21 protein-coding genes and 1 tRNA gene are annotated in these 23,700 nt (G+C 32.9%); 12 read left to right on the top strand and 10 right to left on the bottom strand.

All coding sequences use genetic code 11. The annotated features are described in order from the left end of the window. Positions 1–98 precede the first annotated feature (98 nt). Positions 99–236, top strand: a complete 138-nt coding sequence (locus AAGD29_RS03635; protein WP_341758559.1) for a hypothetical protein — start codon at positions 99–101, stop codon at positions 234–236. A gap of 386 nt (positions 237–622) precedes the next feature. After that, a complete protein-coding gene (locus AAGD29_RS03630; protein ID WP_341758558.1) occupies positions 623–2,473 on the top strand; it encodes an AAA family ATPase in 1,851 nt (616 codons plus the stop codon). A 566-nt stretch (positions 2,474–3,039) separates the two neighbouring features. Here the strand turns inward: AAGD29_RS03630 and AAGD29_RS03625 are convergent. After that, positions 3,040–4,041, bottom strand: coding sequence for a serine/threonine dehydratase (locus AAGD29_RS03625; protein WP_341758557.1), 1,002 nt, complete (start codon positions 4,039–4,041; stop codon positions 3,040–3,042). Between the two features lie 90 nt (positions 4,042–4,131). On the opposite strand from AAGD29_RS03625, the gene lon reads away from it, so the two are divergent. Beyond that, on the top strand, positions 4,132–6,471 hold the full coding sequence (lon, locus tag AAGD29_RS03620; protein ID WP_341758556.1) for an endopeptidase La: 2,340 nt from the start codon (positions 4,132–4,134) through the stop codon (positions 6,469–6,471). Positions 6,472–6,723: 252 nt separating this feature from the next. Here the strand turns inward: lon and AAGD29_RS03615 are convergent, their stop codons facing one another. Further along, the gene (locus AAGD29_RS03615) at positions 6,724–7,272 is read right to left on the bottom strand and encodes a DUF1543 domain-containing protein (protein WP_341758555.1); all 549 of its coding nucleotides are present in this window, start codon (positions 7,270–7,272) and stop codon (positions 6,724–6,726) included. Positions 7,273–7,539: 267 nt separating this feature from the next. Here AAGD29_RS03615 and AAGD29_RS03610 point away from each other — a divergent pair, with 267 nt between their 5' ends. Both AAGD29_RS03610 and AAGD29_RS03605 read left to right on the top strand, forming a co-directional pair. Then, a complete protein-coding gene (locus tag AAGD29_RS03610; protein ID WP_341758554.1) occupies positions 7,540–7,992 on the top strand; it encodes a 23S rRNA (pseudouridine(1915)-N(3))-methyltransferase RlmH in 453 nt (150 codons plus the stop codon). A 28-nt stretch (positions 7,993–8,020) separates the two neighbouring features. Beyond that, positions 8,021–8,989, top strand: coding sequence for an LD-carboxypeptidase (locus tag AAGD29_RS03605; protein ID WP_410520723.1), 969 nt, complete (start codon positions 8,021–8,023; stop codon positions 8,987–8,989). 29 nt (positions 8,990–9,018) lie between these two features. Here the strand turns inward: AAGD29_RS03605 and hemC are convergent, their stop codons facing one another. After that, on the bottom strand, positions 9,019–9,924 hold the full coding sequence (gene hemC / locus AAGD29_RS03600) for a hydroxymethylbilane synthase (protein ID WP_341758552.1): 906 nt from the start codon (positions 9,922–9,924) through the stop codon (positions 9,019–9,021). A gap of 317 nt (positions 9,925–10,241) precedes the next feature. Between hemC and AAGD29_RS03595 the strand changes: the two genes are divergently transcribed. Next, on the top strand, positions 10,242–11,045 hold the full coding sequence (locus AAGD29_RS03595) for an IS982 family transposase (RefSeq protein WP_341758551.1): 804 nt from the start codon (positions 10,242–10,244) through the stop codon (positions 11,043–11,045). On the opposite strand, the gene AAGD29_RS03590 is transcribed toward AAGD29_RS03595, so the two are convergent. Further along, positions 11,012–11,775, bottom strand: a protein-coding gene (locus tag AAGD29_RS03590) for an IS5 family transposase (protein WP_341757859.1) whose coding sequence is annotated in 2 segments (ribosomal slippage) — positions 11,012–11,440 and positions 11,443–11,775 — 762 coding nt in all. Because the reading frame shifts where the segments join, the coding sequence is not laid out codon by codon here. The two genes, AAGD29_RS03595 and AAGD29_RS03590, sit on opposite strands and share 34 nt — an antisense overlap. A 354-nt stretch (positions 11,776–12,129) precedes the next feature. Between AAGD29_RS03590 and AAGD29_RS03585 the strand changes: the two genes are divergently transcribed. Further along, entirely contained in the window at positions 12,130–12,399 is a 270-nt protein-coding gene (locus tag AAGD29_RS03585; RefSeq protein WP_341758550.1) for a hypothetical protein, read from the top strand. Between the two features lie 241 nt (positions 12,400–12,640). On the opposite strand, the gene AAGD29_RS03580 is transcribed toward AAGD29_RS03585, so the two are convergent. Together AAGD29_RS03580 and AAGD29_RS03575 are read right to left on the bottom strand one after the other, a co-directional pair. Continuing rightward, positions 12,641–13,810: a hypothetical protein gene (locus tag AAGD29_RS03580; RefSeq protein ID WP_341758549.1), complete on the bottom strand. Its 1,170-nt coding sequence runs from the start codon at positions 13,808–13,810 to the stop codon at positions 12,641–12,643. A 141-nt stretch (positions 13,811–13,951) separates the two neighbouring features. After that, on the bottom strand, positions 13,952–14,242 hold the full coding sequence (locus AAGD29_RS03575; RefSeq protein WP_341758548.1) for a hypothetical protein: 291 nt from the start codon (positions 14,240–14,242) through the stop codon (positions 13,952–13,954). A gap of 43 nt (positions 14,243–14,285) precedes the next feature. On the opposite strand from AAGD29_RS03575, the gene AAGD29_RS03570 reads away from it, so the two are divergent. Then, positions 14,286–15,139, top strand: a protein-coding gene (locus tag AAGD29_RS03570; protein ID WP_341758547.1) for an IS5 family transposase whose coding sequence is annotated in 2 segments (ribosomal slippage) — positions 14,286–14,673 and positions 14,673–15,139 — 855 coding nt in all. Because the reading frame shifts where the segments join, the coding sequence is not laid out codon by codon here. Here the strand turns inward: AAGD29_RS03570 and AAGD29_RS03565 are convergent. Both AAGD29_RS03565 and AAGD29_RS03560 read right to left on the bottom strand, forming a co-directional pair. After that, the gene (locus tag AAGD29_RS03565) at positions 15,101–15,682 is read right to left on the bottom strand and encodes a hypothetical protein (protein ID WP_341758546.1); all 582 of its coding nucleotides are present in this window, start codon (positions 15,680–15,682) and stop codon (positions 15,101–15,103) included. The genes AAGD29_RS03570 and AAGD29_RS03565 overlap by 39 nt on opposite strands. A gap of 138 nt (positions 15,683–15,820) precedes the next feature. After that, positions 15,821–15,897 (bottom strand) — tRNA-Pro (locus tag AAGD29_RS03560). Positions 15,898–16,014: 117 nt separating this feature from the next. Between AAGD29_RS03560 and trmD the strand changes: the two genes are divergently transcribed. Then, positions 16,015–16,731 (top strand): tRNA (guanosine(37)-N1)-methyltransferase TrmD, encoded by a 717-nt coding sequence (trmD, locus tag AAGD29_RS03555; RefSeq protein ID WP_341758545.1) that lies wholly within the window; start codon positions 16,015–16,017, stop codon positions 16,729–16,731. After that, positions 16,731–17,156, top strand: a complete 426-nt coding sequence (gene rplS, locus AAGD29_RS03550) for a 50S ribosomal protein L19 (RefSeq protein ID WP_341747533.1) — start codon at positions 16,731–16,733, stop codon at positions 17,154–17,156. The genes trmD and rplS overlap by 1 nt, the downstream gene beginning before the upstream one ends. A 13-nt stretch (positions 17,157–17,169) precedes the next feature. On the opposite strand, the gene recN is transcribed toward rplS, so the two are convergent. After that, entirely contained in the window at positions 17,170–18,882 is a 1,713-nt protein-coding gene (gene recN / locus AAGD29_RS03545; RefSeq protein WP_341758544.1) for a DNA repair protein RecN, read from the bottom strand. Positions 18,883–19,039: 157 nt separating this feature from the next. After that, positions 19,040–19,798, bottom strand: a complete 759-nt coding sequence (locus AAGD29_RS03540) for an outer membrane protein assembly factor BamD (protein WP_341758543.1) — start codon at positions 19,796–19,798, stop codon at positions 19,040–19,042. A gap of 871 nt (positions 19,799–20,669) precedes the next feature. Here AAGD29_RS03540 and AAGD29_RS03535 point away from each other — a divergent pair. Together AAGD29_RS03535 and glyS are read left to right on the top strand one after the other, a co-directional pair. After that, entirely contained in the window at positions 20,670–21,545 is an 876-nt protein-coding gene (locus AAGD29_RS03535; protein WP_341758542.1) for a glycine--tRNA ligase subunit alpha, read from the top strand. Position 21,546: 1 nt separating this feature from the next. Continuing rightward, positions 21,547–23,658: a glycine--tRNA ligase subunit beta gene (gene glyS / locus AAGD29_RS03530; RefSeq protein ID WP_341758541.1), complete on the top strand. Its 2,112-nt coding sequence runs from the start codon at positions 21,547–21,549 to the stop codon at positions 23,656–23,658. Positions 23,659–23,700 lie beyond the last annotated feature (42 nt).

Genomic DNA, 23,700 nt, shown 5'->3' with positions numbered 1-23,700 from the left:
CTGATCTTAAGGCTACAAGCAATGATGGCAAGACACCACTGGTTTTAGCTACAGAACAAAATCACGAGAAGATTATTGCATACCTACAACTAAAAAACGTGCTGAAAAGTGTTGATTTTCAAGGTCAAGATTTAGCTATAAAAGACAATACATCAGACTATCCTATTCCTCCTGAAGTTACAGAGCAAACCTTTAACTCTTTGTTAGGTTCTTTACAAGAGCCGCCGGATTTTTAAAACTGTAATTGTGTATCCTGTATCAGTAAGGCAGGTGTCACTGTTATAATGCTAGATCTACGGCATTTTGATAAAAGGTTTGCACCTAGAGGTTTATTTGACGTGCCTGTAAAAATGGGGTGGATCAAGCATTCTACTTTAGAAAAAGATCTTAATCCTTATCCAATATTTTTTTAAAATGAGTACAATATGACGTTTATTATGGATAAATTAGGCGATGTTGTTACTAGATATAATTCTGTATTGAATCAAACTTATCTATACTATATCATATTTTTATCGAAATAGTCATACTAGCACATTTTATTAAAACTTAATCGGTAAAATAATTTATTAAAATTTAACTAAAAATTTTACTACCAAAAACATAAATATAATTGAATAATATGATAGTTGAACTTTCAGACACTAATACACATCTCAAGGGAACTGATACTATTACGGAGAGTAGTAAGCTGCCTAAAATGCTAGTAGGTACGGATGATTTTAAAAAATTATTATTAAACAGTAATATCTTTGTTGATAAGAGTCTCCTTGTTAAGGACATAATAGAAGATAGTGGTGATGTTATATTAATCACTCGACCAAGACGTTGGGGTAAGAGCCTTAACATGGATATGCTTTGCAAGTTCTTGGAAATTGAAGAGGACAAGAGAGGTAAGCCTTTAGCTCAAGAAAAGAGAGTAAATCATAAATTATTTATCGGTGGTGAAATTGATTTAGGAGTAGCTAGTGGTAAAAAAAGACTACTTAAACCACTTCAGATAACACAGTATTCAGACATTATCTCTGACTACCAAGGTCAATTTCCTGTTATTTCCATAAATTTTAAGGACGTTAAAGGTAGTAGTTACCAAGAAATTGAGAGTGGGATAAGGATAAATATTAAAAATGCTTATGACCATCATAAATATCTAGAAAGTAGTGATAAACTTAGTGTAGAAGAAAAAAAGAATTTTCAAGATTATTTAACAGGTACAGATAAGCTAGAATTAGCACAGTTGAAAATTAGTTTAGCTTTCTTAAGTAAACTACTGTTTAAGCACTTTAATCAAAAAGCCTATATATTGATTGACGAATATGATACGCCTATTAATAGTTCATACATTGAGTTTGGGGATAAACCAAAAGAGTTTGAGGATGTACTAAAGATATTTCGCGGGATATTTGGTAGTAGTTTAAAGAGTAACCCTTATGTGGAAAAAGGCGTAATTACTGGGATATTACGGATAGCTAAGGCTAATTTGTTCTCAGATTTGAATAATGTTACAGAATATACCTTACTTGATGATGATTTCTCTAAGTTCTATGGTTTCACTCAAGCAGAGGTAGATGATTTGCTTACAAAAGTACCGCTCGACACTAATACTGAACAAATTAAGGATTGGTATAATGGTTATACATTTGGTGGAGAGGTAATTTATAATCCATGGTCAATCATGCAATGTTTAGCACACAAAGGTAAGCTGGATCATTATTGGCTTGATAGTGGTGGTACAGGTTTGATAGATAAAGTATTGTTATCAGATGAAATGCAAGAAGATTTACAGAGTTTAGCTGCGGGCAAAATCATTATTTCACCTATTACCAAACAAATAAGTTTTGCTGATATCAATAAACCAGTAGGATTACTCAGTCTATTATTGTTCAGTGGTTATTTAAATCCTACGGTTCAAAATTCAGAAGAAAATATTTATGAATTGTCAGCACCAAATCGGGAAGTAAGGCATATATATAAGGCACGGATGCTACAATGGGTAACTGATCAGTTAAAAATTGATAGTTCTAGATATTACTCGTTTGTTAGCTTGTTACCAGTAGGTAAAATAGAAGAATTTAAAGAACGGTTACAAGAATTACTACAAAATTCTACCAGTTTCCATCAGATAGGAGAGAGAAAAGCAGAATTATTTTATAGTGGCTTTATGTTAGGACTTGTTAACATGTTAGCCTTCAGCTACATAATAGCAAGTGAACAGGAGTCAGGAAGTGGCAGAGCTGATGTGATCATGATCCCAAAAGCTGGTAAAGGAGATAAGGCAATTATTATCGAGTATAAGATAGCTAAAAATGTAGAAGATTTAGCCTCAGTAGCTAAAATGGGCTTAAAGCAGATTATAGATAAACAATATGATACTAAGATAAAAGAACATTCTCATGTCAAAAAAATCATTAAACTTTCCATGGCTTTTTTCGGGAAAAATATGGATTTACAATATCAGGTGACAATGCTTTAGTAATAGAGTGCTAGTGTTTGAATAATAAGTGATTTATAGTGTCTGTTGTGGTTCTGAAATTGTTCACTACGCCCCGCCACTTTGGTACAAGTTGTCGTTTTTTTAAAAATATCGAACGGGAAACGTAGAGAGGTCTCAAGTTTTTTGCCCCTGACGTTTAAGGTTCTGAAATACGTAATTTATGATCTAGACTCCTTTTAACGTTATCACTTAAACTATCAACATAAGATTGTGCCATTAATACGTTCATCCCCTACATTAGCCTTGCATGGGATTGAGAATCTTTGTTTATTACATAACCTTCTGTTCTAAAATAACCTCAGTTCGATATAAGAATTAATAATTCTTATATCGAACTGGCTTTGTTATAAGGAAAAATGCACTCTTGAAGCGGTTCTGTGAGTGCATTTTAACTTTTTTCATCATTCAATATGTGATTTTAATTATTAAAATCACATATTGAATGGAGTGTTATATTTTTACAATCAGGTGTAGAACCGCTTCAAACCTGATTGTTTCTATATATAACACGAAAGTTCGATGTAACTTATTACATCGAATTCAGGTTACATTAATGGGTTTGGTAAATTAGATAGATAGTTTCCCTTCCAAAGCTCCTGATAAAGAACAGGATCAATGTTTCCACCTGATATAAGTACTAAAACTCTCTTAGGTTTTGATTGTCTCTTTAACCAATCAACTACTCCAACCATATTTAAAGCACATGATGGTTCACAAGCAATTTTTAGCAAATGCGTTAACCAAGTGGTCCAGTAATATATAGAATATTCATCAGCAAGAAAGAAATCATCAAGTTTATTTAGATAATTAAATGTACGTGGTGAAACTGCTAAAGTACGCAAACCATCTGCTATAGTATGTGGTGAATCAGTAAATCTATATATTGAACCTTGCTTAATAGATAAAAAAGCATCATTCGCATTAACCGGCTCTGAACCTATAAGCAAGCTGGATGGAGACAGTAATTTTTTTGCTAAATATGATCCAGAAAGTAATCCACCTCCTCCACAAGAAGCAAAAATAGCATCTGGGCTAAACCCTAGCTGTTGCAAGGCTTCATAACACATAGTACCAGCCCCAGCTATATTCGAATCGCTATCAGAAGGATGCAAATAGTAGAAATCATTTTCTATGTCACCTTTTGCCCTATCTTCCGCCACTTGCCTAGTATCGGTCAGTATAATTTCTGCTCCGTAATATCTTGCTGCTTGTTGCTTAATTGGAGAAGTATCTTTTGGCAAATAAATTCTTGCATTTAGATTAAGGATTTTTGCTACCCAAGCAAGACCAATTCCATGATTACCTGTACTATATGCAACAATTTTATCTAGTAAACGCTCTCGTTCTTGTAACTCTAATAAATGGTTTAATACCCCTCTAACCTTGAATGCTCCAGTTTTTTGCAACGATTCTATTTTAAAGAAAATTTTATGCCCCAGCATTTCATTTAAAGTTTCAGACTGGACTATTGGAGTCAAATGAAGATATTGTTTTACCCTATCACTTGCTATTGATATTATATTTGAAGGTTGAGGTGATAAATGCATATATAAAACTAAATGTAGCTTGAAATCCCAGCACGGCAACATTATATAGTTAACAATCCCTTTAGTATATAAATTTTTCAAGGTTTTAGTATGACAAATAAAGAAAAATTACCCCTACTCGTATTAAAAGACATGGTGATATTTCCCGGCATGGTTGCTCCCATATTTGTCGGTAGGACAAAGTCTCTAAAAGCCTTACTTAATACTAAATCTACAGATACTAATAGATATATATTATTGGTGTTACAAAAACAACAAGATCAAGACACTCCAGATATTCAAGATCTCCATTCTACAGGAGTAATTGCTAAAATTATACAAACAGTAAGATTACAAAATAATGCAAAAATTCTTGTTGAAGCAATGCAGAAGGTAAAACTTCATAACATAACTAATAAAGAAACATTTGAAGCTGAATATAGCATACTACAAGATGAAGAGGTAATTGATGTGGAAGCTTTAAAAGTTTCTACATCAATTGTCATTGAGTTATTTATGAAATATACCAAGAATCATAAGAAAATTAATCCAGAAATAATAGAAACAATAGCTGATGAAATAACCAAAGATCCAACAAATTTTAGTTATATTACTAATGTGCTAGCCTCTTATCTGACTGCACCATTACTAATAAAACAAACTTTATTAGAAGAAACAAAACCTCAAACACGAATTAAAACTATAATAGATACATTAACATCTAGTATGGCTCAAATGGAAGCAGAACAAGCTTTACAACTACGAGTAAAAAAACAAATTGAAAAAACTCAGCGTGATTATTACTTGCACGAACAAATGAAAGCTATACAAAAAGAACTCGAGCAGGATAAATCTGACTTTTCTGATATAGAAAAAAAGATTAAGACCTTAAAACTTTCAAAAGAAGCAAAAGAAAAAGCTGAATCAGAACTGAAAAAGCTAAAGCTTATGAATCAAATGTCAGGTGAATCTTCAGTTGTTCGTAACTATCTTGATACAATATTAGCTATGCCATGGGGAAAATTTGATAATAGTAAAACTGATATAAACAAAACTAGAGAAATTTTGGATCGGGATCATTTTGGCCTTGAGAAAGTCAAGGATCGCATCATTGAATATTTAGCAGTATTACAACGCTCTAAAAAAATTAAAGGACCTATACTATGTTTAATTGGTCCTCCAGGAGTGGGAAAAACATCACTGGTCAAGTCAATTGCTGAAGCAATGGGTAGGAAATATACTAAATTTGCTCTTGGCGGCATTAGAGATGAATCGGAAATTAGAGGTCATAGAAAAACATATCTTGGTTCTATGCCAGGAAAAATCATAAACTTAATTAAAAAAGTTAAAACTAATAACCCTGTTATGTTATTAGATGAAATTGATAAAATGGGTTCTGATTTCCGAGGCGATCCAGCATCTGCTTTACTTGAAGTTTTGGATCCTGAACAAAACAGCCATTTCGTTGATCATTATTTAGAAGTAGAATATGATTTATCAGAAGTAATGTTTATTGCAACAGCCAATTCTTATAATTTGCCAAGAGCTTTACTAGATCGTATGGAGATCATTAATGTTTCTGGTTATGTTGAAGAAGAAAAATCACAAATTGCTAAAAACTATTTAATACCAAAGCAATTGAAACTACATCAAATGAAGAAAAATGAACTAACTATTGATGATGAAGCAATTTTAGAGTTAATCAGATATTATACCAAAGAATCAGGGGTAAGATCGATTGAAAGAGAAATTAGCTCTGTTACAAGAAAAGTATTGCAAAGGATTCTGAGTAACAAAGAAGTAAAAAGCATATCGATATCATCTGAGAATCTTGAAGAATATTTAGGTGCTAGAAAACATAATTTTGGTTTAGCTGAGAAAGAAGACCAAATAGGTAGTACCACGGGGCTTGCTTATACAGAAGTTGGCGGAGAACTATTAACCATTGAAGCATTGTCATTCCCTGGAAAGGGAGATATTAAAACTACAGGCAAGCTTGGGGATGTAATGAAAGAATCTGCTCAAGCAGCTTATAGTTGTTTCCGCTCTAGAGCTAATAATTTTGGATTGAAGTATGAAGATTACAAAGACCTTGATATCCATTTACATGTACCAGCTGGTGCAATTCCAAAAGATGGACCATCTGCTGGATGTGCAATATTTACCACTATTGTTTCACTTATGACCAAAATACCAGTCAAAAGAACTGTGGCAATGACTGGAGAAATTACCCTAAGGGGTACAGTGTTACCAATTGGAGGACTAAAAGAAAAATTATTGGCTGCTAGCCGAGGGGGTATACAAACAGTACTAATACCTGAAGAGAACATCAAGGATTTAAAAGATATTCCACCGAATATAAAGAATAGCTTAGAAATTTTATCAGTGTCAAATATAGATGAAGTACTAAAATTAGCTTTAGTGAATAATAATTTTACGGTTGCTAACTAAAAAAACATTAAGATATACTACTCGTAAATGAAGAGTTGATAGACGAAGATCAAAATTATGAAGTGCTAGGAGTCGAAGGGTCGAGGAGCGGAGCGTACATTTAGTACGTGAGCACCGAAGATCCCTGAAGACGACAACGCAATTCTTGATTTTCATCGAGTATAGAAACTTGAATAGACTTAAAACCTACAACATAGCTTAGATTCGAGTGCCATATTATTGCCCCAATTACCAGCTATGCAATAAGTCTATTCAGTTCGCAACACTGCCATTCAGCTTTTGATAACCATTGATTACAGTATTTTCTTGTTCAATACCAGTGTAATCAAGAACAATATAATAATTATCAATTTTATCAATTCTTATACATTCATCAATATCATAGATGTTATCACAATGCTGCATTTCTTCATTTTTGGGTGCATTTATTTTTGCTTTTTCAATGGCGGCATGCCTTGACTCTGCAACAATAAGGGACATAAAATGAAATTCTCCAAAAAAGTTCTTTTTATAAGAACCAAGGTTGACAAAAAATAAACGATTTTTTCTAGTTTGTGGAGTTGTTTCAGAAATACGAATATTAAAACCATCTACAGTTTCAGCTATAAACCAAGAATCAATATGCAAAGAATTAGGCGACCCAATCCATTTTTTTCTAATTTGCTCCGACATATCTATATTTGATTTCCCAACAACGAAAACTACATCATGTATTTCTATACTACATCCTTCAATCTTACCACCAAGATAAAAAATACCTAATTTAGGAGTATTAAATATAAAATTTTGGAATTGCTGCATATAACTATGTATAGTCCTCTATAATATAAAAACATTGTGGATAAGTTTGTGAATAAAAAATGAATAATCATTTTGTAAAATCCATGTTCAACTTAATTTTACGTCTTATTAACACACAAATATATTACCATAATTGCTTAAAGTATTGATTAAATCTCATTAACATCTTAATTATAAATAGAAAAAATATTGATGCCATTGACTAATTTTTACTTAGTGGATAACTTTTATCGTGTATAATCAAATTAATTAATCAATAATAAAATAATGAGACAAATACAAATAATTTCTGTTGGCAAACTTAATAATTATTATCAGCCAATTGCTAGAGATTATCAGAAACTGATAAAATATAATATAAAATCTACAGAAATTTCTTATTCAAAAAAATTACCACCTGAACAAATTAAACAATTTGAAGGCAAATTAATTAAAGAATTTTTAGAAGAAAAATCCTATAAAATAGTATTAAATATTATTGGACAAAGTTATACTAGCCATGAATTTACAAAATTAATAGAAAATAATTTGCAATCCGGTGAAAATATACAATTTATTATTGGTGGTGCATTTGGTTTAGATAAGACTATTCTTGAACAAGCAAACATTAATCTTAGCCTTTCAAAAATGACTATGCCCCATCAAATGGCAAAAATAATATTATTAGAACAAATATATCGGACTCAGACTATAATAGAAAACCATCCATATCATAAATAGGCTATACTCGATGAGAATCAATATTCGTATAATCCTCCTACCAGTTGTTTTTATGTTATTATCAGCATTTTCGAATCTAGACTTTAACAAAAATAATAAGGAATTTATTAGCTTATTGAAAGATACAAAAATTACTGTTGTCGCTCCTGCCTCAGGGGTAAGCAGTGAATTATTATCTAATTTAAAAAATATTATTTCATTAAAACTAGATATTCCAAATAGTTGCTTTGGAGGAAAAAGCTTATTCCATTCTACCGATGATAAAACAAGGTTATCGTGTTTGGAAAACGCATTACTGGATCAATCAAATGACGTAGTATGGACACTTCGCGGGGGATATGGTTCAGCAAAATTGATTCCTGACTTACAACGCATGAAAAAACCTATAAAGGAAAAGTTTTTTATAGGGTTTAGTGATATGACTGCTTTACATATTTTCTTTTCTCAAGAATGGGGATGGAAGACAATTCATGGTAATGGAATCATTGAAATATTTAATCCAACAAGAGATCATCAGAATTTTATAAAAATAGCAAAAATAATTTCTGGTAAAGAAACTCTAGCTAAAATTAAAGGGTTATCAGCAATCAACCCTGCCGCAAAATCTAGCAAAATTGTTACAGGTAATCTTACTGGTGGTAATCTAACTATTGTACAAACATCTATAGGTACATCATGGCAAATAAAAACAGCAGATAAGATCCTTTTTTTGGAAGATGTTGACATAAAACCATATCAGCTAGATCGTACTTTATATCATTTAAAACAAGCAGGGCTGTTAGATCATGTAAACGCTATAATATTTGGGACTTGTGGAAGTGATGGTAAGAGTATCATTACTGTTCTTACTGATTTTGCAGCAACCTTAAAAATTCCAGTGTTTAAGACTAATAGGTTTGGTCATGAGCAAATTAATGATCCAATTATTTACAATACTAGTACGAAAATTATTCCTTCTAATGATAACCAGTTCGAATTAATAATGAAATGCTATTAAAAATAATTCTAAATTAACCCAAGAAGGTTTTAGCTATAGTCAATAGCTAACATCAAAGCTTTTGCAGCCTGTATGCCAGAATTTCTACAATCTTTTGGATTAGAAATGTCACTATGAAAAACTATTTTACTACCGTCAAAATCAGACAGCATAAACTCTGTATGAATATCATTATCTATATACGTTGAATAAGCAGCTATAGGAGTTTTACAATCTGCATCTAAATATTCCAAAAATGCCCTTCCAGCTTGCATTAGCTCCCATGTTTCAAAATGGTTAATTTTATTACATATTTCTTGCATTTTATTATCATTTTTTCTTATCTCTATCGCTATAACACCCTGTCCTACAGATGGTAACATTTCCTTTGTCTCTATTAAGTGGCAATATTGTGTATCAAATAGCCCTAGTCTTTTTAAACCACTATAAGCTAAAATGGTTGCATCAACATCACCTTGCATTAATTTTTTTATTCTTGAATCAACATTTCCTCTAAAAGTAACAATTTTTAAATCAGGTCTTTTTCTTTGTATTAGGACTTTCCTACGCACTGAAGATGTACCTACCTTACTAGCAAAAGGCAGTTCTTCTATTGATTTATAATCTAAGCAGACAAATACATCCCGTGCATCTTCGCTCTCAAGTACAGCACATATCATCAATTCTGACGGTAGTTTGCAAGGTACGTCTTTTAAGGAATGTACAGCTAAGTCAATTTCGCCATTTATAAGAGCATTTTCTATTTCTTTTAAAAATAAAGCTTTGCCACCTATATCATACAGATTTTTATCCTTAATCAAATCACCAGAGGTAATTATTGGGACTATTTCACAATTTATGTTTGGGTAATGAATTTTAATTTGTTCGACTACTAAATTTGTCTGTACTAAAGCCAAAGGACTTCTTCTTGTACCTATTTTTATTACTTTCTTCATAGCAATTATCTTTTAAAAAAAATTCAATTAGTTTTTCTATGCTCTCTTTGTCAACACCATCAATACTAAATTTTCCCGTCTTTGCTGATATCTCTTCAAAGTTTCTGATTCAACTTGATATAGGTAATTTGCGGTAAGTTGCATTTTATTACCGTAATACGCTAGTATGACCTTATCAGGACGGTCTTATATGTCATTCATCCCTAAGGGACGTCAGTTTGGGATAAGATATAGATGAAATAGTAATAGATAAAAGGATTGTCAAAAAGGAGTGCCTGCAGTATTTATATTTTTAAACAAAAAAACAAACTACAGGCATGAAAAAAGATATCACAGAATTATATAGTTTTATAGATGATTTTTGTAAAATTTATTTGGAGTATGAACAGAGAAAGTTATTACCATCAAATAAGCAGAGAAATCGCTGTTGTAGCATGAGTTTAAGTGAAATGTTAACAATAATAATTATGTTTCATACATCCTATGCTAAGAATTTTAAATTTTTCTATAAAAGTTATATAGAGTGCATGCATAAGGATGATTTCCCTAAAGCCTTGAGTTATAATAGATTTGTTGAATTAATGGCACGATTATTCATACCGCTAAATATGTTGATTCATTTGTTGTTTGGTGAGGAAACAGGTATTTATTTTATTGACTCTACAACGATTAAAGCTTGTCACAATAAAAGGCGTTATAGCAATAAAGTTTTTAAAGGATTAGCCAAACATAGTAAATCCTCTATGGGGTATTTTTATGGTTTTAAATTACATGTAACAATCAATAATAAAGGGGAGTTTATGGCATTAAAAGTGACCAAAGGCAATGTAGATGATAGGATTCCAGTACCGGAGTTAACAAAAAGATTAACTGGAATTATAGCAGCTGATAAAGGTTATATTAAGCAAAATTTGTTCTTAAATTTATATGAAAGAGGCTTAAAAATGATTCATGGAATTAAGAAGAATATGGAAAATAAATTAATGGATTTGAAAGAAAAAATCTTACTTCGAAAGCGTAACTTAATTGAAACAGTTTTTGATTATCTAAAAAATAAAATGAACCTTGAACATACTAGGGTGTGTCATCAATTGAGCCAAATTACCATGGAAGCCATATAAACAGCACCCAAAAAGTTCTGAGATGTTTTGTCAAATCGTGTTGCAATAGCTCTATATTGCTTCAATTTTGCAAAAAAGTTCTCAATCAAATGCCTAGCTTTATATAGGTCCTTATCATACTTAGCTGGATTCACACGATTCTTCTTTGGGGGAATCACAGCTATACATCCCTTATCTTTCAGCTTATCTCGCATACGTACATCGGCATCATAAGCCTTATCAGCAAGTACAGCATCCGCTTTCGTCAATTCATTCATCAAAACATCAGATCCTTGCAAATCATGAGCTTGACCCGGGGTAAGATGGAATCCCGTTGGATTCCCTAGAGCGTCACATGTGGCATGGATTTTAGTACTCAGCCCCCCTTTACCTCGTCCAATTGCTTGGTCATCATCTAACTCTTTTTTTTAGCACCGGCACTATGTTGATGAGCCCTAACAATGGTTGAATCAATCATGGCATACTCGTTATCAGCATCTTCAGCCAGCATCTCAAAAACCTTTTTCCACACACCTGTCTTGCTCCACCTTGAATGACGTAGGTGAATCACTCGAAAATCTCCAAAACGTTCAGGTAGGTCTCTCCAAGGTATACCAGCCCTATATCGATACAAGACTGCTTCTACAAATAGGCGATTATCCTTGGCTGTTACACCAACAGACTCTTCCCTTCCAGGTAGCTTATCTTTAATCCGATCCCATTGATCGTCACGTAGAGCATATCGACGCATAGAGAAAATTTATCCTTAATTTTTTCTCTATTACACAACAAATAAACGCTCCTGTCAACTTAATTGATGACACACCCTAGACATAGATCACCAATAAATGCCTTTGTCTACTGCTCGTAAATGAAGAGTTGGTAGACGAAGATCAAAATCAACAAGTGCTAGGAGTGTCCAAGCCGAGGAGCACAGCGTACATTAGTACGTGAGCACCGCAGGTCTTGGACAACAACAACGCAATTGTTGATTTTCATCGAGTATCCATATATTATCTACTCTTGTTGCTTATTCATTAAAGAAAAATAAACCTTCAACAAAATTTGATTTTAATCTACATGTTCTCAATATCCTTATCCCGAATTGACGTATTTAGATAGAATTAGTAAATTGCTTGGTTTACTTGCTATAGCATTTACTTTTGCTTATGTTGTGGGTCAATGGCAAAATTCTATCAAACCTATAAAGCTTAAAAAACATGGTAGAAAGTCTATATCCTTATTCAGGTATGGCTTAGATTACTTGCAGAGAATATTTTTGAATATTGCAGAAATGATGGAAAAATGGATGGAAGTTATAACAAAATTTATTAAGCCAATAATACCATCTTTACTCCGATTATCACCTTGTTAATCTCTTTGTCCTGTACTGAGATTATTAACCTTATCGTAATCATTTTTTTCTCAACTAATACAATTAATTTCATCAACTTAACTACCAATTCAAATTTTTGTTTATTAGTGAAATAAACACCTTAAAATTTTACAAATACAGACTCGTACAATAGTGTTATTTGTTTTTAACATATCTCCCCCTAGCTAAAAATTAAAATCCTCTTATAAATATATTTAAAATAGCTTTAAATGCTATTTCTCTAAATTGTCATTGCACCATTATCAGCTTTTATAAATTCAAAAGTGAAATTATGACTCTTAAAAGCGTTCCACAGATCCCTTCCATACTTCTGCTGAATCCAGTAACCAATAAAGTCAGTTGCTGGTTTAAGAATAATCCTATTGCAAGTCATATCCTCTTCAACTGCTTCTAACTTGCTAAACCAAGATTGATCGATAAGCTCACCATGTAACTCGATTAGATATTTCCGTACTTTGTACCATATTGACTGAGGATTTAGCTGGCTTAGTCCTAAATAGTTCGATTGCGATTTATCAGCAGTTGTTTCAGCAGTTGTTATAGTTTTTTTGCTAATAATCTCTAATTGTTGAACCTTGTTGCCGTATAGCTCTTGTACTTGATGGAGTAATTTTGTTTTCTCATGCTCGAGTAAGCTAATATCCGGTGCTAGCTTGATCCTGTAGGCATCGCCAAAGACCCCTAAAAAATTACAATTAGTCAGCAACTCATAGGCAGTATCAGCCTCAAAGACTCCAGCGATTTTGCGTTGCAGTCGATGTGTTGGACGAGTATCCTCTTCTACCTGCTGTAAATAGCTCTCTCTAGCCCTAGTAGTATCATCCATCTTGAAATTAAAGCTTTCGTTATTTGCCGAAGCCGGTGGACGCATTTCCTCTTGTAAAGCCAAAGTCATATAGTTTAGCACTGCCTTCTTGTTACGAAAGCGATTATTAGGACGTTGCTCGCTTAGTCTAATCATCAACTTATTGATGAAATTTAGGTTAAAATCACGGTTTGATCTGATTCTTAATATCGATCCATCTTCTTCGGTCAACGGGTGAAACTCCTCTAACTTCTGAAGAAAACCCCAGCCTTTAACCGTGCTGGCAACTTGACTAATCACACTAGCCAATTTTTGGCAAGATTGTCGATTAACCCCACCACTACTTGCATCATCATCTTTTGAGTCAGAGTCTGAGTCACTGCCTGAATCGCTGATTGGAGAAGTATTGCTATAATTGAGGTGTGGTATCTTACTTACTGAATCTACCGCTGCTTCTGATTGAAAGTTTTGCTCTTGTGTTGACTTACCTTCTACCCAGTTTTGTTGACAATTCTTTTTATTTTCCTCACAGTCATCGCTAGAGTTTAGGATGGGTATCTTAACCTTGTTGACAATTTTACTCATCACGCTAGCTAATGTTTGGCAAGATTGTTGATTAACTCCACCTCTGCTTGCATCATCATCTTTTGAGTTAGAGTCTGAGTCACTGCCTGAATCGTTGATTGTAGAGGTCTTGCTAGAATTGAGGTGTAATATCTTACTTACTTAACTTACCGCTGCTTCTGATTGAAAGTTTTGCTCTTGCGTTGACTTACTTTCTGCCAAGTTTTGTTGACAATTCTTTTTATTTTCCCCACAATCATCGCTAGAATTTACGATGGGTATCTTGCTTACAGAACTTACCGTTGCTTCCGATTGAAGATTTTGATCTTCCGTTGATTTAATCTCTGCCAAACTTTGTCCACAATTTTCCTCAAAAAATTTTTTTTCGGCATATCTAGATATAGATATATTATATAGATAATTATCTATTAGGCTTCTTTCGAAACTAGACAATGATGTAGAATGGTGTTATAAATATCTGATTTGAAGTAATAATATGAAATTCGATCAGATTAAAGAGTTAGAGGATGAAAAATTTCGTCGATTAACAGGAGTAAAGAAGGGAACATTCTCAAAGATGGTGGATATTTTGAGGCAAGCTGATGGTCTTAAGAAATCAAAAGGTGGGCGTAAAAATAAGCTCAATTTGGAGGAACAGTTGCTGATGGTCTTAGAATACCTTAGAGAATACCGTACTTATTTCCATATAGGTCAGAACTATGGGATTAGTGAAAGTTCAGCATATAAAGCTGTTAAATGGGTAGAAGACACCCTAGTTAAACACCCAAACTTTGCTCTTCCAGGTCGTAAAGCTCTAATGAAGAGTGATATGAATTATGAAGTAGTCTTGATTGATGCTACTGAGAGTCCTATAGAAAGACCCAAAAAAAACAAAAATTCTATTATTCAGGAAAGAAGAAAAGGCATACACTAAAAACTCAAATAGTGGTAGACAAGAAAACACACCAAGTAATATGTACAGATTTTTCTAACGGTAAAAAACATGACTTTAGATTATTTAAGGAATCCAAAATTCTTATCCATCCTAAGGTTAAAGCGATTACTGATACAGGATATCAAGGTATACAAAAAATTCACAATAATTCTGAATTACCAAAGAAAAAAAGCAAGAAAAATCCTTTAACTAAAAATGATAAAAAGAATAATCGTAGGTTAGCAGGAGAAAGAGTTCTAAATGAAAACATTATTGGTATGCTAAAACGGTTCAAAATTATTGCTGACAAATATCGAAATAGATGTAAAAGATTTGGTCTTAGATTTAATTTGATCTCTGGCATTTATAATTTTGAACTACGTCAACCAGTTTCGAATGAGGTCTATTATATGTAGTGGGTAAAAATTTTTTTCAATTTTTTGAGTTGAGATGCAATTTTTTTCAGGTTGACCTGAAATTTTTTGCAGATTAGACTGAATATTTTGCCATAGGCTGTAATTTATTTCAGCTTGACCTGAAATGTTTTGTTGATTAGGGTCACAATTATTTTTACGAAGATTTATAAGTTTTTTAACTAATTTGATACATAAAATATTAGGACATTTAACATTATGTTTAACTATTGTAGTTGAATAAAGATCAATAAAACCACTGTCTTTTAATTCTACTAGACATTGCCTTACCCGTCTTTGACAAACTCCAAGCTCTTGTTGAAAAAAATGATAACCTTCTTGTAATTCATCCGAATTTCTATAATTACTAGTTTTCATGCAAGAAACTATCAACGATAAAAGTTGACGAGAGGTTTTACTTAATTGTTTACCACAATTGTTGGTAAGATTCCGCCACTCAGGTGGGATAAAATTACCGACTATGTTATAAAAAATAATATCTTGATTTTCAACTAAGTTGCTGGAGAAAATTAACGTTTTTGTCATATTTACCCCCTCAAAATACTCATTAAAAAGAAGATTTTTTGAGGGTCGTATTCCGGCAACTTTAGTGAAAAAACGGCATGGAAGTAGCATACAGAACTTTGAGAACGATCATAGAATTTATGAAAGTTGATATATATGTGGTCGGAGCAGAGAGATTTGAACTCCCGACCCTCTGGTCCCAAACCAGATGCGCTACCAGGCTGCGCCATGCTCCGAAAAATAAATGATGAAGATTAACAATAAGTGTTAGTGGATTCATATTGCCTAATTATATAAACTATAATATAAGTCAAATCAATTTTTTTGTTTAAAAATTTCATCATATTTATTAAATGTCTTCATTACATGCATCAATATTAACCATATTTCCAAAAATGTTCCCTGGATTTTTGCAATATTCCCTTGCAGGGCAAGCCTTAGAAAAGGGTATTTGGTCTTATAATGTAGTTAATATAAAAGATTTTGGATTAACTAGGCATAAAAATGTTGATGATGAGCCTTATGGTGGTGGTAGTGGACTGATAATGCGTCCAGATGTGGTTGGTAGTTGTATAGATCATGTTTTGTCTTCAAACCCTAATGCCAAAATATATTATCCCTCACCAAGAGGAAAGCTATTTAACCAAAATATTGCTCGTGAAATTATACAAGAAAAGCAAATAATAATTTTATGTGGTCGCTTTGAAGGGGTTGACGAACGTATAATTGAAGAGTATAATGTAACGGAAATTAGTATAGGGGATTATATTTTATCTGGTGGGGAGGTGGCAGCTCTTGCTATTCTTGATTGCTTGATTAGATTACTTCCAAATGTATTACTGAATCAAGACACATTGCAATCAGAATCTTTTGAAGAAAAGGGAGAGTTTGCTGGATTGCTTGAATGTCCTCTGTATACGAGACCGGCAAAGTGGAAAAGTAGAGAAGTTCCGAGTATTTTGTTGTCTGGTAATCATCAGTTAATTAGAGATTGGAAAAGCAAGCAATCTTTAGAGATTACTAAAAAACGTAGGCCGGATTTATTAAATATTTATAGGAGTTTAAGGTAATGAATATTATTGAAGAGTTTGAACAACAGCAAATTCTGAAACTAACGGAAAATAAAAAGATTCCTGACTTTAAAGCAGGGGATACTGTAAAAGTTACTGTAAAGATAATTGACCGAACAGTTGAGAAAGATGGTAAGGAAAAATTACTAGAAAGATTTCAAATGTATGAAGGTGTAGTAATTGCTAGAAGGAATAGTGGTGTTGCATCTTCTTTTGTAGTTCGTAAGGTCAGTCATGGTGAAGGTGTGGAAAGACGATTTATGATTTTCTCACCAATTGTACATTCGATTGAAGTTGTTAAATATGGTGTAGTACGTCGTGCTAAACTATATTACTTAAGAAATCTAAGTGGTAAAGCAGCTAGAATTAAAGAAAAACTTCAAGTAAATCCTAATAAAGTAATTAAGAAAAAGGTGGTTGCTTAAAAGGGGAAGGAGGCTAAGGATGTAGAAGCTCTTTAGCCGCCTTCAAGCTCGCATCGGTGATAGATTTGCCTGAAATCATGCGAGCAAGTTCAGCTTGCCTCTCTTGAAGATTTAGATTTTTTACAGTAATTTTAGTGCTTTCATTCAATTGCAGCTTATTAACGATAATATGCTGATCTGCCTTACCTGCCACTTGCGGTTGGTGGGTAATTGCGATAACTTGGGCAATAGAGCTAAGCTTTTTTAGTTTTTCTCCTACTTTATCGGCTACGATACCACCAATTCCTGTATCTATTTCATCAAAAATAATAGTTTCCTTAAGTAGTTTATCAAAAAGACAAGTTTTTAGTGCTAACATAAATCTTGATAATTCACCACCAGAAGCAATTTTATCAATAGGAGCAAGTTGCATACCAGGGTTAGTTGAGGCAACGAAACGCACATTATCGATACCATTATCTGATACCTTACATAACATTACTTGAGAAGTATCCCCGTCTTCCAAAAAATGTTTATTGTCAGTTTGGTTTGCAATATTATCCTTAGATACTATTTCTACTTTAAAAATTGCCTTTTCCATTTTAAGTTGTTCAAGCTCTTTTTGCACAGCTAACTCTAGCTTCTTGGCTACTTTAGAACGCTGATGAGATAAAGCTTCAGCTAGTTCAAAATATTTTTTATGGCCAGCTAGCTTATTGATATCTAGGATTTTAACGTTATTAATTTTATCCTTCAGGGCATTTAATTGTTGGTTAGAATTGTCAACAAATTCAGGTATTTTATCGCAAGAAATATTATATTTTCGTGCTATATCACGGATTTTAAACAGCCTTTCTTCCACTTCATCTAAGTTAAATTCATTTGTATCGAAGTTATTAATAATGTTTTGTAATTTTATACGTGCTTCTTCTAGACTATTATAACAATCATCTAAATTTAATGAAATAGAGGCAAATTCTTCATTTCCCTGTAAGTTACGGGCTATTAAACGTTGAACATTAGTAATGGACTTATTAATTTCAGGAGTTTCAAGATGTGATAATATATCTTGAGTTGCCTGTATTTCTTTATCACGATTTTGTAAACTGTGTCTTATAGTGGTAAGTTTTTCTTCTTCTCCTACTTGATAGTCAAGAGTTTTTAATTCCTTGGTTACAAAATTTAAATAATCTATCTCTCGTTCTATAGTATCTTTATCTTTTGTGACTTTATTGATTTCTTTAGTAGTTGCTTGTAAAATATTGAAATGCTTGGATAATTCAGCTCTTAAACCTAGAAGGTTTCCATAATCGTCTAGAATATTAATATGGGAGGAGGGGGTAAGAAGGGTAGTAGGGCTATTTTGTCCATGAAGTTCAAATAAATAATCTGCTACTTGTTGCAAGGTATTTACTGTCACCGCTTGATCATTTATAAGAAATTTTTTGCGGTTACCAAATTTTTGGATACGTTTTATCAGTAATTCTTGGTCACACTCAATATTAAATTGTTCCAAAAGCTTTTTTAAATCATTATTGAGAGTAAATGTTGTAGCAACCGTACAATAATCGCATCCATGTTTTATTACATTATCAGAGAATTTGTTACCTAAAGAGAACAAAATTGCATCTAGCAAAATAGACTTACCAGCTCCAGTTTCGCCGGTAATCACACATAGTCCTTTTTCAAACTCTATGTCCAATTCGTCTATCAAAATAAAATTCTTTACCGAAAGACTTTGTAACATTAGACCTCTTGCATAACTCTACTTCTACTGGTGATTTGGGCATCTAGGCTAGACTCAATGCCGTAACGTAACTTACCGTATTGCTTGCTGCGTTCCGCAGTGAAGACCCCTGCAAATTCCCTAGCATAAGCGAATTATGCAAGAGGTCTATTATATTTTATTCTTTTAAAGAGTTATCAATAAGTAGGTAACAATGTTTATACCAATGACTGTCTAGATAGTTGTGACCAAGTACTGCAGCATATTTCTTTGCTTCAACGTTAAGTCCCAGCATTAAATAACTTTCCACTAAACGATAAAGTGCTTCTGGTATATGTGATGTAGTTTGGTAATTATCCACAATAAGCTGGAATCTATTAATAGCAGCTATCGGGTTATTTTTACTGAGATAATAACGACCTACGTCCATTTCCTTACCGGCTAAATGATCATTTACTAAATCAATTTTTAAAGATGCATCAATTGAATATTTTGTTTTAGGGAAAAGTTTTATAACATCTTCAAAACTTTCTTTAGCTAAAAAGGTTCTTGATTGATCAAGCTGTACATTTGAGATTTGCATATAATACGATAATGCCTTTAGGTAATACGCATATGCAATATCTTCATGCATTGGATGAAGCTTAATAAAAGTATCAAGTACATCTACCGCTTCCTCATACTGACATGCTAAGAATAAAGAATAGGCTTGCATTAACTCAGCTTGAGGAGTCATTTTATTACCAGGATCTTGATAAAAAATTCTAGAAAATTCTTCGGCAGCTTTCAAATATTTTTGTTTTTCCAGTAAAACAAGGCCATCATTATATAATTCAGGAGCTGGAACAATTAAATCTTCATCTATCTTCTTGGTTTTACAGCTAGATAAAGCTAAGCAGGTAGTGATTATATAAAATAATAATTTTGCTAATTTCATATAGAGCTTACAAGTTTTTTAAACTTAATTTATACACGAAACATCAAGGATTATACAAGATTATTTTGAAAATTATTATTTAACCTCAGTTCGATATAAGAATTAATAATTCTTATATCGAACTGGCTTTGTTATAAGGAAAAATGCACTCTTGAAGCGGCTGACGCGAGTGCATTTTAACTTTTTTCATCATTCAATATGTGATTTTAATAATTAAAATCACATATTGAATGGAGTGTTATATTTTAACAATCAGGTGGGCAGCCGCTTCAAACCTGATTGTTTCTATATATAACACGAAAGTTCGATGTAACAAGTTATACCATTTCCCATTATTAACTACGCTAATACTACAGTTGTAGTACTAATGTCAAAACGATGTCATCCCAGCGAAAGCTGGGATCTAATAATGTTTAATAGTCTTTTAGGCTATTTTTAGATTCCCGCCTACGCGGGAATGACAACTCCGGGCAGTAACTACAACTGTAGTATTAGCGTAGTTAATAATGGGAAATGGTATTACATCGAATTCAGGTTAGTTATTCAAATTGAATTAAATAGCAAAAAAAGATATTATTCTTGTAAAAACATATTAGTGGAAGAAATTTTTGGTATATACTGCAAAAAATTAAAGATATTTAGAAGAGAAAATTCTATAACGATGTTATTCGAGCTACAGCACATAAGTATCAACTTAAGCAACCTCGATGTCATCCCAGCGTAGGTTGGGATCTAAAAAGAAAAGCCCAAGAAGACTATTGGGCTTTTCTAGACTCCTACTTTCGCAGGGGTGACATCGAAAGTGCAGGAAGTTCTCTAATTGCAAAATAGGGAGTGTTCGTCTAAAAAATAAACAAACAAATTTACAAGTATGCAAAAATTATCATTTCAACAAATTATCTTGACCTTGCAAAATTACTGGCAAGATTATGGTTGTGCAATTTTGCAGCCATATGATGCTCATGTTGGAGCTGGTACTTTTCATCCTGCCACTGTACTACGAAGTCTTGGCAAAAAACCTTGGTTTGTAGCTTATGTTCAGCCATCTAGGCGTCCTAATGATAGTAGATACGCTCAGCATCCCAATAGAATGCAGCATTATTATCAATTCCAAGTTATACTAAAACCATCTCCTGATGATATACAAGAGCTATATTTAAAGAGTCTCGAATGTCTTGGTATAGATTTGCAGAAACATGATATTAGGTTTGTTGAAGATGATTGGGAATCTCCTACTCTTGGGGCAGCTGGACTTGGTTGGGAAGTATGGTGTGATGGTATGGAAGTATCGCAATTTACTTATATGCAACAAATTGGTGGTATTGAATGTTGCCCGGTTGCTGGTGAAATTACCTATGGTTTAGAACGTTTAGCACTTTATATACAAGGGATCGATGAGGTCAAAAGTCTTGACTGGAATGGTCAAACTGGAGAGAAGGCTTTAACATATGGTGAAGTAGATTTTGCCGCTGAAAAACAATTTTCAAAGTTTAATTTAGAATTGGCTGACATAGCAATATTATTTCAGCATTTTATTGATAGTGAAAAACAATGTAATGATTTGATTGCTGCAGATTTACCGTTGCCAGCTTATGATTATTGTATTCAAGCTAGCCATCTTTTTAACCTGTTAAATGCTCGGGGGGTGATTAGCGTAACAGAGAGAGCATCTTACATACTCAGGGTACGAAATTTGGCGAAGCTATGCTGTAATAAGTGGTTAGAATTAGAAGAGAATAAGAGTTAATATGAGTGAGTTATTGTTAGAATTGTTTAGTGAAGAAATACCAGCTTTGATGCAGAAAAATGCAGCGGAAAGCTATAAAACCTTATTTACTACAATCTTGCAAGATAGTAGGATAACAGGGGATGTTCAGGTATTTATTGGACCTAGGCGAATTACCGTATATATTACCAATTTACCGAAATCTATACCGCAAAAAGAAATTACCATAAGAGGGCCAAAAGTTTCAGCTACATCGCAGGCTATAGAAGGGTTTTGTCGCTCAAATAATATTGAGCAAAAAAAATTATCTACACTATTAGTGCAAGGGCAATCATATTATATAATAGTAAAAAATACTAAAGAAACCGATATACGAGTGCTATTGGAAGATATGATTCCTAAAGCAATTAGTAAGTATATTTGGCCAAAATCTATGTATTGGGGGAACTATGATATAAGCTGGATTAGACCTCTTAGGAATATTTTATGTATATTTGATGGAGAAATACTAGCAATTAAATATGGTCATTTGACGGCTAATAATATTACCTTTGGGCATAGATTTATCAGTCCTGAATCGATTACTATAGACAGTTTTTCTGAGTACCAGATTAAGCTGCGGGAAAGTAATGTCATTATTGATCAAGATGGTCGCAAGGAGATAATTAAAAGCCAATTATTAATAATAGCAAAGTCACTTAATTTAGTGATAAAAGAGGATGAGAAATTATTAGAAGAAGTAACAGGATTAGTAGAATTGCCAGTTGTTATGGTGGGTAAAATACCATCTCACTTTTTGAAGTTACCTAGAGAGGTGCTGGTTAGCTCAATGCGCAACCATCAAAAATATTTTAGTACTTTTGATGAGACTGGTAATTTTGCCCCTTATTTTCTTTTCGTCAGTAATATGCCTCATGATAAGGATATTATTGTAGCTGGCAACGAGAAAGTATTATCTGCTAGACTCTCTGATGCCTTGTATTTTTATCAGCAGGATTTATCTAATAGTTTACAATCAAAATTGCCAAAACTTGAAAGGATAACATTTCATGCCAAGCTTGGTAGTGTAAAACAAAAAACTGAAAGGATTGCTGATATTTGTAATTATATCATAGCAAGAAATCAGAATTTACAAATAGCCGCTAGACTTTGTAAAAGTGATCTCACTAGCGAAATGGTTGGAGAATTTCCTGAGCTGCAAGGAATTATGGGATATTATTATGCTAAAGAAGATCGGCTAGGGGAGGAAATCGCAGTAGCAATCAGGGATCATTATAAACCACAAGGTCCATCGGATAGTTTACCAATAGGAGATGCAGCAATATTGGCTATTGCTGATAAATTGGATAGTTTAGTAGGTTTGATATTAATAGGAGAAGAGCCAAGTGGTTCAAGAGACCCTTACTCACTCAGGCGGCAAGCACTAGGTATTATTAGGATAATTTTAGGTAATAGACTGAGTATAAATATTAAGCAATTAGTTGCATATGTAATTGAATTGTACTCAAAAGCTTTACTTGAAGAAAATATAACATCTACAGCTACCCAAGTATGTCATTCCCGCGAGAGCGGGAATCTAGATACCCGTCTATGCAGGGATGACACTAAAAATCGTAAGGGTAACACTAGTTTGTTGCAGATAATTCTAGATTTTTTAGAAGAAAGAGCAAAATATTATTTAAAAAATCACTATGATATATCGTTAATTAATGCTGTGCTTGATTTTGATATTGAAGAAGACCTAGTTGTTAGTGAAATAAAGCTTGCCTCCTTACAGGAGTTTCTGACTAAGGATGATGGTGAGAATTTATTAACTATTTACAAAAGAGCAAACAATATACTAGAAGGTAGTAATATAGAAGGAGAGGTTAACCAAGATGCTTTTATTTCCAAATATGAACAAGAATTATTTTTATCATTAGGAGTTATTTCTCAGCAAATTGATAGTTATATTGTAGAAAAAGATTTTACTAAGACTCTTAGCCTATTACTAGAGATATTAAAACCTGTCAATGAGTTTTTTGATAATGTTATGGTCAAAGACCAAGATCATAACATTGCCAATAATCGTTTATTGTTGCTCAGAATGGTTACGCAATTATTTGATAAATTAGCAAAATTTAGTTTTTTATGATTAGTACAAACGAACTAGATTGGGGTCTTAAACATCATTGTG

The sequence above is a fragment of the Candidatus Tisiphia endosymbiont of Ditula angustiorana genome (assembly GCF_964026425.1).
Classification (GTDB): domain Bacteria; phylum Pseudomonadota; class Alphaproteobacteria; order Rickettsiales; family Rickettsiaceae; genus Tisiphia.
Note: the sequence above shows the minus strand (reverse complement) of the source record. Positions and strands in the feature narration are given on the sequence as shown.